14 protein-coding genes are annotated in these 15,328 nt (G+C 41.3%); 13 read left to right on the top strand and 1 reads right to left on the bottom strand.

Annotated elements, in window-relative coordinates:
- The first annotated feature begins 32 nt into the window (after window positions 1-32).
- From QUF78_RS16395 to QUF78_RS16375, 5 genes are all read left to right on the top strand, one after another.
- Window positions 33-680: a YesL family protein gene (locus tag QUF78_RS16395; protein ID WP_289325509.1), complete on the top strand. Its 648-nt coding sequence runs from the start codon at window positions 33-35 to the stop codon at window positions 678-680.
- Between the two features lie 265 nt (window positions 681-945).
- Window positions 946-1,788, top strand: a complete 843-nt coding sequence (locus QUF78_RS16390) for a fumarate hydratase (RefSeq protein ID WP_289325508.1) — start codon at window positions 946-948, stop codon at window positions 1,786-1,788.
- 24 nt (window positions 1,789-1,812) lie between these two features.
- The gene (locus QUF78_RS16385) at window positions 1,813-2,388 is read left to right on the top strand and encodes a FumA C-terminus/TtdB family hydratase beta subunit (protein ID WP_289325507.1); all 576 of its coding nucleotides are present in this window, start codon (window positions 1,813-1,815) and stop codon (window positions 2,386-2,388) included.
- Window positions 2,389-2,815: 427 nt separating this feature from the next.
- Window positions 2,816-2,962, top strand: a complete 147-nt coding sequence (locus tag QUF78_RS16380; protein WP_289325506.1) for a hypothetical protein — start codon at window positions 2,816-2,818, stop codon at window positions 2,960-2,962.
- A gap of 1 nt (window position 2,963) precedes the next feature.
- Complete coding sequence (locus QUF78_RS16375; protein ID WP_289325505.1) at window positions 2,964-3,269, top strand: NIPSNAP family protein; 306 nt, start codon at window positions 2,964-2,966, stop codon at window positions 3,267-3,269.
- Window positions 3,270-3,865: 596 nt separating this feature from the next.
- Here QUF78_RS16375 and QUF78_RS16370 read toward each other — a convergent pair.
- Complete coding sequence (locus QUF78_RS16370) at window positions 3,866-5,674, bottom strand: sigma 54-interacting transcriptional regulator (RefSeq protein WP_289325504.1); 1,809 nt, start codon at window positions 5,672-5,674, stop codon at window positions 3,866-3,868.
- 220 nt (window positions 5,675-5,894) lie between these two features.
- Here QUF78_RS16370 and QUF78_RS16365 point away from each other — a divergent pair, with 220 nt between their 5' ends.
- The 8 genes from QUF78_RS16365 to QUF78_RS16330 all read left to right on the top strand — a co-directional run bounded on the left by QUF78_RS16365 (window position 5,895) and on the right by QUF78_RS16330 (window position 15,316).
- Window positions 5,895-6,098 carry a hypothetical protein gene (locus QUF78_RS16365; protein WP_289325503.1) on the top strand — a complete coding sequence of 68 codons (204 nt, stop codon included), beginning with the start codon at window positions 5,895-5,897 and terminating at the stop codon, window positions 6,096-6,098.
- An 85-nt stretch (window positions 6,099-6,183) separates the two neighbouring features.
- Complete coding sequence (locus QUF78_RS16360; RefSeq protein ID WP_289325502.1) at window positions 6,184-7,596, top strand: purine-cytosine permease family protein; 1,413 nt, start codon at window positions 6,184-6,186, stop codon at window positions 7,594-7,596.
- A gap of 47 nt (window positions 7,597-7,643) precedes the next feature.
- A complete protein-coding gene (locus QUF78_RS16355) occupies window positions 7,644-8,633 on the top strand; it encodes a heme-dependent oxidative N-demethylase family protein (protein ID WP_289325501.1) in 990 nt (329 codons plus the stop codon).
- Window positions 8,634-8,645: 12 nt separating this feature from the next.
- A complete protein-coding gene (locus QUF78_RS16350; RefSeq protein ID WP_289325500.1) occupies window positions 8,646-9,167 on the top strand; it encodes a hypothetical protein in 522 nt (173 codons plus the stop codon).
- A gap of 5 nt (window positions 9,168-9,172) precedes the next feature.
- Entirely contained in the window at window positions 9,173-10,138 is a 966-nt protein-coding gene (locus QUF78_RS16345; protein ID WP_289325499.1) for a PDR/VanB family oxidoreductase, read from the top strand.
- 48 nt (window positions 10,139-10,186) lie between these two features.
- Window positions 10,187-11,680: an aldehyde dehydrogenase family protein gene (locus QUF78_RS16340; protein ID WP_289325498.1), complete on the top strand. Its 1,494-nt coding sequence runs from the start codon at window positions 10,187-10,189 to the stop codon at window positions 11,678-11,680.
- A 749-nt stretch (window positions 11,681-12,429) separates the two neighbouring features.
- Window positions 12,430-14,034, top strand: a complete 1,605-nt coding sequence (locus tag QUF78_RS16335; protein ID WP_289325497.1) for a sigma-54 interaction domain-containing protein — start codon at window positions 12,430-12,432, stop codon at window positions 14,032-14,034.
- Between the two features lie 130 nt (window positions 14,035-14,164).
- Window positions 14,165-15,316, top strand: coding sequence for an iron-containing alcohol dehydrogenase (locus QUF78_RS16330; protein ID WP_289315941.1), 1,152 nt, complete (start codon window positions 14,165-14,167; stop codon window positions 15,314-15,316).
- Window positions 15,317-15,328 lie beyond the last annotated feature (12 nt).

Here is a 15,328-nt window from a genome sequence, read left to right as displayed (position 1 = left end):
CATGTTGAACATCATGGAAGGAGGAAGGCGAAATGGAGATGAGCCGACTATTAACGGGAATCTATAATCTTTGTAAATGGATCACACATTTTGCGTATTTAAATCTTTTATGGATCATTTTCACTTTAATAGGTGGAGTCATTTTGGGGATTATTCCCAGTACTGTCGCAATGTTTGCAATTGCTAGGAAAACTGCAATGGGTGAAGAGGATATTTCAGTCATTAAAACGTTTTGGAGTACGTTTCGAACAGAATTTATTCGGGCAAATGGTTTGGGTCTCAAAATAACGCTCATAGGTTTTTTTTGGTATTTTGACTTATATTTCTTTCGCCAATTTGAAGGTGCTTTTTACACCATTATGAATTATCTTATGATTTTGATTGGTATGGTATATTTTATGACTCTTCTATATATTTTCCCGGTTTTTGTTCATTATGATTTGAAGGTCTATCAATATGTGACTCATGCTCTAAAAATTGGGTTTTTACGACCAACTACGTTAATCTTTATGCTTATCGGTAGTCTATCCACCTATTATTTCTTTAGTTATTTTACAGGGTTGATTCCATTTTTCGGGATAAGTTTTTTTGTTTATTTTAACATGTGGGTTGCATATAAAAGCTTTGAAAACTTTGAGGTTGTCCGATCTAAAGAGAAGAAATTCATCTGTGCAGACTAAGGTGCAGGATAGTGAAAGAAGATCACCGCAAAACAAAACTTTAATTAGAGAGTATCAAGTTTCAATTTTTGATTTAAGTAACGGGATATAATAATTGGAAATTATCATTTTGGCTGGAGCTGAATCATTCTGGATAAAACCGTGTAAACAAAGGAATTTGTTCATTTTTTTGAGAGATAAATGTAAGCTGCGGCAATGTTAGCACGGATATTGCATCTTAAGATAATGGATAATGAAAGTCAAAAAATATAAGGGTGGATAAAGCATGAGAAAGGTTTCCGTTGATCAAATTCGTGACACAGTTGCAACACTTTGCTGGGAGGCATGTTACAACCTGCCAGAGGACATTGTAGAAGGATTTTATAAAGCGAGAGAATCCGAACAGTCGCCGTTAGGAAGATCCATTATTGAGCAGCTCATTGAAAACGCTAAAGTGGCCGCAACAGAAGATCGGCCGTACTGCCATGATACAGGATTGACGGTGGTTTTTGTTGAATTGGGGCAGGAAGTATACATTGAAGGTGGAAATTTTGAAGAGGCAATCCACGAAGGAATTCGAAAAGGCTATAAAGAAGGCTATTTGCGCAACTCCATCGTCGGAGATCCGTTACTCCGAAAGAATACAAACGATAATACACCGGGTGTGATACACACCAGAATCGTTGCCGGAGACCAAATTAAATTAACGGTTTTGCCAAAAGGCGGCGGAAGTGAAAATATGAGCGCCATGAAATTTCTGCTTCCAGGAGAGGGAGCAGAGGGGGTCAAGAAGTTTGTGCTGGACACGATTGTAGCAGCAGGTGGAAAAGCGTGTCCGCCGATTGTGGTTGGTGTTGGGATTGGTGGGAGCTTTGATAAAGTAACGGAAATAGCTAAGAAAGCGATCTTGCGTGATATCGGCAAGCACCATTCTGATACACATATTGCGCAACTAGAAAAAGAATTACTTGAAGAAATTAACAAGACAGGTATTGGTCCACAGGGACTGGGCGGAACCAATACAGCCTTATGGACGTCTGTGGAAACATACGGATGTCATATCACCGCACTACCGGTAGCGGTTAATATTCAGTGTCATGCAGCAAGAAAAAAATCCTACATTCTTTAAATCCAGAAAAGAAGGTGCTAAATATTGGCTAAAATAACCTTGCAAACACCCCTTACTCAGGAAGATGCCCTCCGTTTACAAGCGGGAGATGAAGTCTTTTTAAATGGAGTGATATATGTGGCTAGAGATGCTGCCCATAAGCGCTTCCTTGGGCTTCTTGAAAAAGGTCTTCCTCTACCGATTGATTTGCGAAATCAAATTATTTTTTACGCGGGTCCAACTCCTCCTAAGCCCGGGCAGATTATCGGCTCGATAGCCCCGACGACAGCTGCGCGCATGGACCCTTATGCGCCGGCCATGTTTGAATATGGTGTGAAAGGTGTAATTGGCAAAGGGCCTAGAGGTCAATCTGTGAAAGATTCATGCCAAAATGAAAAAGCGGTTTGTTTTTCTGCCATTGGCGGACTATCTGCCCTCTTAAGCGATAAGATACAAGCAGCGGAGGTAGTAGCGTATGAAGATCTGGGGCCGGAGGCTGTCCGTGAACTTGTTGTCAAGGATTTCCCGGCTTTAGTTGTCTATGATACACATGGAAATGACCTTTATGAACAGGAGATTGCAAAGTATCGAACGATAGAACGGAGACTATCTAGCATTTAGCTATGCTTGAAGTGAGAGTTTCTCAGGAGGTCTCTTCCAAACGATATCCTTGAAAATAATTTTTTAAATACAAGTTGAGTTTTTAATCAGTTGTTCATAATCTAAAACCTGCAAAATTTCTCCAGAAGATATAAATGAATCCTTATTGGAAGGATGTAGAATTTTTAAGAAGAGGGGAGTAATTATTTAACGTTAATGTATATGATAATATTTCAAGGGTAATAGAAAGCATTAGAACTCATTGTTTAAAGAGACAGGATAAAACATCTGTACTGAAAATTGAGCAGATGAAGGCGGTACTTCTTTAACTGGACTTATAGGTAAGGATATAGAATGGATGTTATCAACTGAGTTCGAGAATGAGATGGTTTTTGAAGTTTTTGGTAATGAAGAATTTTGTAATTTTGTTAATACAGAATAAAGAAATATGAATGTAACGATGATTATTCAACTATCAGGTGCTTTACTTCAATCAGATAGTGCTTCGGTTGCTCTTTTTCTAATGGAACAACAAGGGAGGTTAGTAGAATTATATGTTATGATGGAAAAAAATAGATTTTCTTGGGGGGATTAAAATGGTTACATGCTATCTGAAATATGTTCTTGACCCTTATAAAATAAATGAGTTCGAAGAATACGGTAAGATGTGGATTCGATTAGTTAATAAATTAGGCGGTGCACATCAGGGGTATTTCCTCCCGCATGAGGGTGCTAATAATATTGCTTATGCATTATTCACTTTCCCAAGTTTAGCAGCATATGAAGAGTACCGAGTAAAAATGGCATTGGATGCAGAATGTCAAGAAGCATATAAATTTGCAGAAGAGACTAAATGTATTTTAAGTTATGAGAGAAGCTTTATGCGTCCTATATTCGAATGAACATACATTAAATTTGAAAAATATTCTATCCAAACCTTGTTAAGCTAACAGGTGCTATACTTCAATATCCGGGGTTGCTGCTGCAACCTTTTTCTTATGCAACAAACGGCTCTTTACTTCAATAAGGAAGGTTACTAGGCAGCCTTTTTTATGGAACTAACGTGGCAGTATAGTTGAAAATATAAACTCCAACTATGAAAAGATAATGATATATTCCATCTAGCTCCCTAAATCCTTCTAGTAGTATCATAGCTTCACATGTAATACGTGATCATTGTTCCGATCAGCCTTGTCGCGTGTATACAAGTAGGGGGTGAACCGTTTACCTGACGGGGTCCAAGCCCCACGGGCAGGTACGATCTACCATATCACCTATATAAGCGTGGTCATATGGAAAAACCAGTTGGATCCGGATAATGGCGGGCGTTAATGCCATTTTAATTCCTTCATAACCTTCATAATGTAAATGAAAAGAAAATAACGAAAAAGCTGAATGCAAAAGCCCGCTCAAGACGGCTCCTGTAATCAGCTTTTTTTATCTTAACTATAGCATCCAGCCGGTTTGAAATAATTCCGGCATGACTGCATCCTGAATTTCAAACATGTATATTGAGTTGCTTACGTAGACGCTGCATTTCAGAATTGAAATAGGCTTTACTGTAATCACATCCGACAATGGCAACGATATTGCCGTCATCATCAATTATTGGCGCAAAGCTCGTTTTCCACTCACCGTACCGGTCTTCGTAAATGGGAGTAACACCCGCTTTCCCATTAAACGCCTGGTAAGCGACATTTACCATTTCCGGAGGGCCGATATATTCTTCCCCCGGTTCAATTACAAAGCCTTTGTCTGCGACGAGGTGAATCAGACGTCCATCCTCTGTCATGATAAATATGAAGACCCATTCAATTACGCCTTCTTTTTCTTGAATCAGGGTAAGCTTTTGTTTCAATTTTTGGGAATGGGAAGTTTGCCGGTTCATATTTTTTTGTAGACTGATAACCTCATCAGCTGGAATGATAGCTGCAGTTACAACGGCAACGGAACGAAGCCGCTGATTTATTTGTTCTTCTAAAATGGCCCGTTTATTCACTGGTGAAAAGCTTGCCTCTTCAATTTTATTACGTAATTTTTTATATTTCCTGCTCATGGTCGGCTGGCTGACTTCCAATACCTTTGCCGCTAGTTTTAATGATTTGTATTGTTCCATTGCCATGTTGATCAGTTGTTCCTCCACAAGGTCGACTGCTTCTTGCAATGGCATTAGAAAATCGATGACAGGTATTGAAGTGGGTTTGGGCCCTTTAAAAGGAAGGACCTCTTTAACCAAAGCAACATCCACTTCCGGTACTCCGCTTGTAATCACAAGCCTTTCAACTGTATTTTCAAGTTCGCGCACGTTACCGGGCCATTGATAGATACATAGCAAGTCGATTGCATCCGGGGTGAAGGCTACCTTTCGTTTGTACAGCGTATTGTACTTTTGTAAAAAAAATTGAACCAGATGGGGGATTTCATCTACACGTTTCCTAAGCGGCGGAAGATGGATAGGTACGACATGAAGACGATAATATAAGTCTTCTCGAAATTCACCTTTTTTCACCATTTTTTCGAGTGATTTATTTGTTGCGGCAATCACTTGAATATCAACAGGGTGTGAGGTCGTACTGCCAATTGGGGTGACAACGCGTTCCTGAAGGACTCGAAGCAGTTTTACCTGTACGTTAGGCGGTAACTCGCCCACTTCATCCAAGAATAAGATACCCTTATGTGCAAGTGTGAATTTCCCCTTGGCCCCGTCTTTCCTTGCGCTGGTAAAAGCCCCTTCTACGTAGCCAAACAGTTCGCTTTCAATCAAGTTTTCCGGGATGGCGCCGCAATTGACTGGTATAAAATGTCCGTCGCTCCTGTTACCCATATTATGTATGGCCCTGGCAGCTATTTCCTTTCCGACACCGGATTCCCCCAATAAAAGGACTGTTGCGCTGACATCACAGACCATTTGCATTTTATGAAGAACGTCTAGCATGGGTTTACTGCGGATCACAAATGGAAAAGATGGCTTTTTCGCTTCCAATAATGGCCCCGATTGCCCCACTGATGTATCTGGGTAAGAGTCTTTAATTTCTTTGTAGGCCCAGACCCATGCCCCTGATTCAATCGGGTATGCCGTTACCAGCACCTCTGGACCCTGCCATGAGGACTGCATGAAACTTTTTTTTTCATTTTTGCCCATTACCTCTTCTGCCAAACTCGTAGAAAATAAATCTTGTTCAACATCTTTGATAGAACCACCGACATTAGCGGATTTGACTGTATGGAATAAGGAGTTCCTTGTTCCGGTCGACTTCAAAATGGTGCCATTTTTATCTGTCACAATAAGCTGATCGTAAATAGACAAGAGTGCAGAGGTGAAGTGATCCATTTATGTCTACCTGCCTTTCATTAAACTTCCTAGATTCAATATTACAGAAGTTTCACAATTGTTCAATAGTTTCAAAAATGAATATTCTTCCTATTGAAAACCTTGTAAGCATAGTGTTTCTGATTGGCATGGTTATTGCAACAAAGTAAAGAGAAGGGACTAAAAAGCATGATTTGCAAAGGAGGGAGAAGCTATTTTGAATAAAGAGAATCAGTTTCAACAGAATATCAATTCAGAAGATCCCTTTATTAAAAGTTTATATTCAGATTTGAATGAGCGGATCATTGCGTATGAACAGGAAGATGCCGTGAAAATCGACAAAATGAAATGGAAGGATGCGACAGGCTCTATTTTTTTCATGATTTTAATCATTGTCTACCTGGTCTATTCACTTGTTTAAAGTAGTTTTGTTTAGAACCCCCAGAACAATAACAGCCTTATTTCCAAGCAACGCAATCATTATTTTATAGTTGGGAGAGAAGCGTGTGAGTAAAGAGATTTCCTCCATTTCAAAGGATGTGGCCTTTGGCTTTTTACCGGCAAGTAAAAGTGACCGGATTTTTAACCTTCGCGATTTAATTTTAGTCCAGGTTGTTATTGGCCTCTCATCTTTTGGGCTGTTAACTGGTGGATACACAGGTACAATGCTTGATGCGAAGCAGTCACTTGCAGCGATTTTATTCGGTAACGCCTTCCCAATGCTGTTGATTGTTCCCATTACCCTGTATTTTTCGCGTTATGGCATAGACACTTTTGTAGGGTTTCGAAGTTCACTAGGGTATATCGGATCCAATATCTTTTTCTTTGTTTTCCTTATTTTGACTCTCGGCTACATTTCCATTGCGCTTTTCATGTCTGGCCAGGCGTTAGCAGAGGCTGCTAATTGGATGGGGATGCCCGCCATTTTCTCAAGTCAAGCAACGGGAGCGCCGTTTTTCTCAATTTTACTCTTTATCTGTGCATTTCTTGTAACGGTGAGGGGACCGGTAGCGATTCAAAAATATACCGCAGTAGCCGTTCCGGTTTTTATGGTTCTCATGTTTGGCCTTCTCGCAATAGTCTTGTTTGGACAGGGATTCACGAAAGTTGCCAATATACTTCCTTCTGAGCCGTTTGAAACGACTTCCCGTTCATTCGCGACTGCCTTGGAATTAAACATCGGTCTCGGCTTCTCATGGCTTCCATATCTTGGCCAATACAGCCGTTTTTCTAAAACCGAAGGAGGAGCATTTAAAGCAGGATTCTACAGCTATGGAATCATCGTCAGTATCGCTGCTTTAGTTGGGGCCCTTGCTGCATTAGTCACTGGTTCACTTAATCCTTCTGACTGGATGTTTTCAATCGCAGGAAGTTGGGGCGGTTTCATTGGCTTGATTTTACTTTCGGTAGGGAATGTCGGTGCAGCCATTTTCCTTATGTACTCACAAGCTGTCAGCTTTAAAACTGTATTCCCTAAAAAGTCATGGATGATAGCGATGGGTACAACCGTACCAACTATATTCTTACTTTTAAGCTCAACGTTCTACGATGCATTTGGTTCATTCATTGCTGTCATTTCTTTTATTATGGCTGTTCTTGGTGGCATTGTCGTTGCAGATTACTTTTTTGTAAAGCGCCAACGCATTTCAATAAGGGATTTGTATGATACGCAAGGCTCTTATACCTATTGGAAAGGCATTAACCCGTCTGCAGTTCTCACAGTGGTTATTGGAACGATCGTATACTGGGCACTCTATAATCCATTGACTTTTGAAGCAAGTGACTTTTTCCTTTATTCGGCTGCCGGAATTCCCACATACTTTGTTGCTTTAGTCACCTACTATGCATCTTCTAAATACCTTTTCCGTTTTGAAGTTGACATGGAGCGTCCATCCGTTGAATTAAAGGAAGCTAAATAGAAAAACACGCCCTTAAAAGAATCTAGGGAACGAGAGGAGATTGTTCGATGTTTACACAAAGCTTAGATTTCAAAACAACTGATTTAGATACATTCCCATTTCCATTCACTTCAGGTAACTATCGTTATTCAAACGACTTGAAACGACTCTCAAACATTAACTGTATCGAAGTCACACCAGAATACAAACTCCAAGTAGAAACGAAGCGTCGTCTCCTTCAAGAACAGCCGCATATAAGGTTTCAATCTTTTTCACACACATTAGAAATGCAATGGGAGGTACTGGAAATGCTTGTCGACATGGCAGCCGATCGCTATCCGGAGCATTTCGAGGTCATTAAAGATGGAGACAACTGGACTTTCAAAAACCACATCTTCGGGGAATCCGATTCATTCGTATATGGCGATGCCAGCACGCTTCCAAATGAGCCGCTTGATTATATAGGGCGCCATTTCCACAATGATTTTGTGTTAATGGTTCATCGCGATAGTAATTTCTATTTGGAAGTGGGGCAAGTTTCATACGCCGCGCTCTTCTCAGCTAACTGGAATAAAGGCATGTCCTTTGATGAAATCCATGCACCAGTTCCATTTGTATCGCGGAAAGGCGACGAACTGGCAGATCGCGTTCGTAAGTTTTTATTATCCATTGAGCCAGGAAAGCCATGGACACGCATCAACTGGAACCTGATGGCGGACCGTTGGGATGTCAACTATGAAACGATGGATGTATGGGGACCGCAGCGTTCTGGGATAACACCAGAAAATGCAGGTAAACTTGTTCGTTTGCGTGTTGAAGAACAAAAGTTTTATCGCATGCCACGAAGCAACGCCATTCTATTCGTATTGAATACGCAGTTCCTGCCAATAGAGGATTTGGCATTGCGCCAGGAGTGGTTTGATCTGACATATAGCGTACTGCAGGATATTCCGGAACCTATGGCTGAATACAAAGGGATTGCCCCGTTTCTTCCACAATCGGTTGAATATTTGAGGCGCATTGATGAAAAACAAAAAACGAAGATAAACAAAAAGTAGGGGGATAGGGCCTTGTACAATAGTCCAGTATTGTTTGATAAATCCATTACGATCGTAAATCAATTTACTCCTCGGAATGAACGAAGGAAGTTTGTCATCATTTCTGATCAAGCCGGATATGAAAAGGCGAAAAGTTTCACTTCTGAAATTGCAGGTACAGTACCTTTTGAAGGTCTTTCCATTAACGGAATGGAAGATAAAGAGGAGATTAAGAGAGTCATTTTGTCACAAAAGATGGGCACCCAATTTTATATTGCGGCTGCATGGAACAATGCCGTTATGGTCTTCTCGCTGGGAGTAGAAGCTGGTCTATCTGAGGATGAGATCCAGACGGTGATTATCGGGCCTAAACGAAGGTACGTATATTGCATGAAATGTTTCGAAGTGTCGGAAGTCGCAGAAGAAGCAGAGATTGCAGAATGTGACCAGTGCAGAGCCAGTCTTGAAATAGGTCCTTTTTATTCAATCGTACGGGAAGGTTATATTGGTTACCCATTCATCCCAATCGGAAAAGAAGAAGAAGTAGGGAGCTGATCATCATGCGGGTAGTAGGAAATATTCAAATGAAAGTAAACAAGATCATTCAAGAAACTCCATTCGTGAAACAGTTCGAGTTGATACCAGTTGATGGAAAACCGTTGCCTGCATTTACAGGCGGTTCGCATTTGACCACTTTCATGCCAGCGGAAGATATGATATTCGAGAGAGAATACTCCATCATCAGCCATCCAAGAGACCGCAAAAAATATGCAATTTCCATTCGTCGTGACGAGGCGTCTCGCGGAGGTTCCGCTTTCTGGCATGATCATGTAAAGAAAGATTCCAGGTTGGAAGTCAGTTTCCCTAAAAACAACTTTCCTCTAAGCTTTCGAGCTAAGCATCATGCTTTTTATGCAGCTGGAATCGGCATCACCCCATTTTTGGCAATGATGGAAGACATGGCTGCCGAAGGGCAAACCTTCGAACTCCATTATGCAGCACGCACACCGGAGTTATGTGCTTTTTATGATCTGTTGAAAGCCAAATATCCTGATCAATGTACATTTTATTTTTCGCAGGCAGAAGACAAACGCAGAATGTTGCCTGAGACGATGATGGATCATCGCATTGGCACACATGTATATTTTTGCGGACCCCTAGAGATGGTACAAGAGTATCGAAAAGCTGCAAGTTCATATGGGTACCCGGAACATGCGATCCACTTCGAATTATTTGCGACAAAAAATGATGGACCGCAAGATCCTTTCATTGTCGACCTTACAGACAGCGATCGGTCCATCAACGTTCATGAGGGTGAAACATTGCTTGAAGCCCTTTTAAGGGAAGGAATAGATGCACCTTATTCTTGTAAAGTGGGCGGTTGTGGAAGTTGTGAAGTAGATGTAGCAGAAGGGGAAGTAGACCACCGGGATAACTTCCTTAGCGAAGAAAACCGTCAAACACGCAACTCAATACTGACATGCTGCTCACGTGCGAAGGACGACAGACTTATTTTAAAACTTTAATCATTCTGTATAGGTAAAAAAAAATAATGTAAACCGGAGGCATAAAACATGACAATTTTAGAAACGGCAGTTTTAGAGCTAAAAAATTACATCGACGGTAAGTGGCAGTCCTCATCTTCAAATGAAGTAATCCCGGTAATTAATCCTGCAACACAGGAAGTCATTGCAAGGGCACCGCGTGCCACCAAAGAAGATACAGAAATGGCAATCTCTGTTGCGAAAGCAGCTTTTGAAAGTGGAGTATGGTCAGGCCTAACAGCACAGGAGCGTGCTTCCTACCTATATAAAATCGCGGATAAAATTGATGAACGTGCGGAAGAGTTAACGATTCTTGAAACAATGGACAACGGGAAACTTAAAGCAGAGGCAGGTTTCGATATTGCCGATGCAGCCGCGTGTTTCCGTTACTATGCAGGCTTAATCCTTCATCCTGAAGGGGAAACTTACCAAGTTCCCGCTCCCGTTCAAGCGATGGTTGTTCGCGAGCCAGTAGGAGTAGCCGGTTTGATTGTACCTTGGAATTTCCCTCTTCTAATGAGTGTCTGGAAAATCGCACCGGCCCTTGCGGCAGGTAACACCATTGTATATAAACCGGCTGAATTGACTCCTGTTACAGCTATGAAATTATTTGAAATCCTAGAGGAAGTGGGCATCCCTAAAGGTGTGGCCAATATGGTGATGGGCCGCGGGACTGTTGTCGGTCAAACAATTGCAGAAAGCAAGGATGTTGACATTGTTTCGTTTACAGGAAGTACAGATGTTGGCCGCGCAATCATGAAAGCGGCCGCGGGCAACTTAAAGAAAATTTCCCTAGAACTTGGCGGTAAATCACCTAACATCGTTTTTGCAGATGCAGATTTAGAGACGGCCGTCGATTACGGATTGTTTGGCATCTTCTTCGGTGCCGGCCAAGTTTGTTCATCAGGTAGCCGCATTCTAGTTGAAGAAAGTATTTATGATGAATATGTAAAACGCTATGTGGAACGCGCAAATAAAATCAAAGTAGGACCTGGCCTCGCGGAAGACAGCCACATGGGGGCAATTGTCAGCGAAGCCCAAATGAATAGCATTTTGAACTATATTGAAATCGGCAAACAGGAAGGTGCGACACTTGCAACAGGCGGTTACCGTCTTGTTGATGACGGTCTTGACAAAGGATTCTTCATTGCACCGACTGTCTTCACTGATGTAACGCCTGACATGCGCATCGTACAAGAGGAAATCTTTGGACCAGTAGTTGTCATCCAAAAGTTTAAAGATGAAGAAGAAGCTATTAAACTTGCAAATGATTCAGACTACGGCCTTGCAGGCGGCGTCTTCTCTAACGACGGGGCAAAAGGACTGCGAGTGATCAAGAAGGTACGGGCAGGCATCACCTGGGTAAATGATTATCATCCAACCTATGTCGAGGCGCCATGGGGCGGTTACAAACAGAGCGGTATTGGACGCAGTTTAGGAAAATACGGCTTGGATGAATACCAGGAAATTAAACAAATCAACATTAATCTCGATGTAAAACCGGTTGGTTGGTTTCCAAATTAATCATAGAATTAGAGAGAAAGCAATTAACTTACCATATTCAAATCAAAGAACCTAATCCAAATATGGATTAGGTTTCAGTTTGTAACAAAAGGGGTGCGGAATTAAAAAATTCCGAACCCCTTTTGAAAATTCCCTTTGTAATTTTGGCCCAAGGTTAATCAATGGCAGTCTCAATTTTACAAACCAAATGGTTCGCTGGCATCGGTTGGTCTAAAGTAATCATTTCAAGTTGATCTCGCTGAATAGAATCATGTTCAAAAAGCATCCTCATCAACTCAAGTTTTAATCCTTCTATTTTAAAAGGACTGTAGGCAAAAGGAGTTCTATCTAAATGTTAAAACAAAGTTGATTGTAGAGGAGGCTCCCGGACCGACCGCGGATAGTGAGTGCTTGGAACGGAAGCCACGTCCCAATTGTACAAGCCATAGAAAACTTCAGGCAAACTTTTTTTGGTATGATAACAGTGTCATACCCATGCATATTTATCGGAAAAAGCATATGGGGATTGAATATGTTCTTACCGCTGAAGCACTTATTCTGGGTGTCTTTGGTTGTCGTATATAGTATCATACAAAAGGAAAGGACATTACATAATGCTCACAATATAAGATAATGAGAACGATGTTTATGCCTTCTTTAATTTGAAAAGGCGAGGAATTCGCCTGGACTATCAAAGAGTACTCCAATCAAGGAGAAAGCGTTCTATCAAATGTTAAAGACAGTCAGGATCAGGTTAGGAGTGGATATGGATGACTAAGTTTTATTCGGATATGACAGTGGAGGAAGCGATTTCAAGTTTTCCTGTCGGAAGCAATGAAGTGGAAGTAATGGACGATTCAGAGGAATTTATCGGATTTCTGACGATTGAAGCGTTATCTGCGGCAGTGCAGCAGAGTGATTTGACGAAGCCTATTTCTCATTTCATTACAGTGAATGCACCGCTACAAAATATACGGAATTACTCTATACCATATGAACAATTTCAAGCATTTTTTGAGAGTGATCTATGCAGGGTTGTATTTAATGCCCTGTATGATGGCGTGTATATCACCGATGGGGAAGGAACGACATTATTTATCAATCAAGCTTATCAGCGCATTACCGGAATAAGAGAAGAGGAAATTATCGGAAAACCAATGAGTTATTTAATTGAGCAGGGTATGATATCCGTTTCTGCTTCGTTGGACTCTATTCGAACGAAGAATCAAGTCACTTTGACACAAAGAATCCGAAATGGGAGAAAGATAATCGTATCTGCCACACCTATTCTTTCGCCACAGAATCAAGTCATTTTCGTCATAAATAGTGTAAGGGATATTACTGAATTAATCCGGATGAAGTACACAATCGACAGTCAAAAGTTATCTTTCCAACCTATTTCTCAATTATTGCCCGGCTCGGAACAGGTGAATTTGCAGGAAATAATCATTGGGCCTACTACAACTCCTTTATTCAAACTGGCCGATAAAGTAGCTAAAACGGATGCGAAGATCTTGTTACAGGGGGAAACGGGTGTAGGGAAGAGCTTAATCGCTAAGTACATTCATGCGAAAAGTTCCAGGAAGGATAAAATTTTCCTTGAATTAAATTGCGGAGCCATCCCAGCGAACTTGGTTGAATCCGAACTTTTTGGATACGAACCGGGAGCATTTACCGGATCCCTGAAGAATGGGAAAATGGGGATTTTTGAGAAAGTGAATGGTGGTACGTTATTTTTAGACGAAATAGGGGATTTACCTTTAGAGTTACAGGTCAAACTTTTGAAAGTGGTAGAAGAAAACAAGTTTATGAGAGTAGGTTCCACCGAAATGAAAGAAGTGGATGTCAGGTTAATTACTGCAACTCATCGGGATCTGGCCTCACTCGTTCAAGAAGGATCTTTCCGCGAAGATCTATATTACCGGCTTAATATTGTATCCTTTGAAGTTCCGCCACTGCGCCAGCGAAAGGAAGAAACGATCCCGCTTTTAGAAATGTATTTGAAAAAATTCAATGAAAAATATAATGAACAGAAAAGGATGACACCGGAATGCTATGAATGGCTGACAAACTATTCATGGCCTGGTAATATACGTGAGCTTGCGAGTCTTGCAGAGCGACTGGTTGTCACGACTTACGATGATACGATCGATTTGGCTAATTTACCATCTTTCATACAGCCGGTCTTATCAAAAAAACCAACATCTCATTCCTTGAAGGAAGCCGTTTCCGATCTGGAGCGGACCTTGATACTGGAAGCGATGAAAAAATACGGGACAACAAGGGCGGCTGCCATATCTTTAGATATCAGTCAAAGCGCTTTAGTGCAAAAAATGAAAAAATTTCACATACGAGTAGAAAACGAATCGAATTAGTTTTTTTGATTTGATTTCTACTCATTTTTATAGGGTTACCCATGAAAGAATAAGTTATTTCCCTTATAAATTAAGCGTTTTCACTTTGGCATGATTCATGCATAAGTAATAACTGAAAGGGGAGATAATCATGAATATTTCTATTTTTTCAATGGCTAACAAATTGGTGACAGGAGCAGATTCTTTACAACAGCTGACTGAAGAGGTTACTCGATTAGGGATGAAGAATCCATTGATCGTTACAGATAAAGTTCTACTGGATGCTGGGGTTGTGCAAAAGGTTGAGGATTTACTTTCATCAGCATACGGTATTTTTTCGGATGTGAATCCTGAACCGGAAATTGAAATCGTTGAGCAATGTGTACGGTCCATCAGGGATGGAAATCATGATGGGCTGATTGCGGTAGGAGGGGGAAGTGCGATGGATATTGCCAAAGCCTCTTCTGTCATGGCTACGAATTCAGGTAGCATCGAGACCTATTTTGGCACGAACCTAATTGAAGTTCCAGGAATTCCTTTAATAGCCATACCGACGACGGCTGGCACGGGGTCTGAAGTGACGAATATTTCGATTCTATCCGACAAAAAAGAACAGGTTAAGAAGGGAATTGTTAGTTCGTATCTTTTACCGGATGTATCAATCGTATCTCCCGTCATGACGCTGACTTGCCCGCCAAGTGTGACGGCAGCGAGTGGGGTGGATGCACTGGTTCATGCAGTGGAGGCTTATATTTCCAAATTCGCCTCGCCCTTGACGGATGCCTTGGCAATTGGAGCCATGAAGTTGATAGCGAAAAATTTACCAAAGGCTTACGCTGCGCCAGATCATCTAGAAGCAAGGGAAGCCATGATCACAGGAAGCCTAATGGCCGGGTTAGCTTTTGGAAATGCTGGTGTTGGAGCTGTTCATGCCTTAGCTTATCCGCTTGGAGGCCGCTTCCATTTATCACATGGAGTCAGCAATTCATTATTACTGCCATATGTCATGCAATGGAATAAAATTGCATGTTTGGAAAGGTTCCGTGACATTGCAGAAGCACTGGGAGAGAAAGTCAATCATTTAAATGATGATGAGGCAGCAGATAAAGCTATAGAAGCGATGACGAGAATATGTCGTTACGTGGATATACCTGAATCACTTCGTCAATTTGACATTCCTGAATCTGCCTTAAGTGAAATGGCTGCCGAAGCCATTAAACAAGTACGATTGCTGCGGAATAATCCCCGTGCATTAAACGTTCGGGATATCGAAAAAATTTACCGTTCAGCCTATGGCATTTAAGTGGAGGAAACA

The sequence above is a fragment of the Peribacillus sp. ACCC06369 genome (genome assembly GCF_030348945.1).
GTDB lineage: Bacteria > Bacillota > Bacilli > Bacillales > DSM-1321 > Peribacillus.
The sequence above is the reverse complement of the archived record's forward strand: the minus strand, read 5'-3'. Positions and strand labels throughout refer to the sequence as shown.

Coding starts and splice junctions, on each gene's coding strand:
- QUF78_RS16380 (WP_289325506.1), top strand. CDS start 2,816: ATGAATGTAACGATGATTATTCAACTATCAGGTGCTTTACTTCAATCA.
- QUF78_RS16355 (WP_289325501.1), top strand. CDS start 7,644: ATGTTTACACAAAGCTTAGATTTCAAAACAACTGATTTAGATACATTC.
- QUF78_RS16390 (WP_289325508.1), top strand. CDS start 946: ATGAGAAAGGTTTCCGTTGATCAAATTCGTGACACAGTTGCAACACTT.
- QUF78_RS16340 (WP_289325498.1), top strand. CDS start 10,187: ATGACAATTTTAGAAACGGCAGTTTTAGAGCTAAAAAATTACATCGAC.
- QUF78_RS16345 (WP_289325499.1), top strand. CDS start 9,173: ATGCGGGTAGTAGGAAATATTCAAATGAAAGTAAACAAGATCATTCAA.
- QUF78_RS16335 (WP_289325497.1), top strand. CDS start 12,430: ATGACTAAGTTTTATTCGGATATGACAGTGGAGGAAGCGATTTCAAGT.
- QUF78_RS16395 (WP_289325509.1), top strand. CDS start 33: ATGGAGATGAGCCGACTATTAACGGGAATCTATAATCTTTGTAAATGG.
- QUF78_RS16330 (WP_289315941.1), top strand. CDS start 14,165: ATGAATATTTCTATTTTTTCAATGGCTAACAAATTGGTGACAGGAGCA.
- QUF78_RS16375 (WP_289325505.1), top strand. CDS start 2,964: ATGGTTACATGCTATCTGAAATATGTTCTTGACCCTTATAAAATAAAT.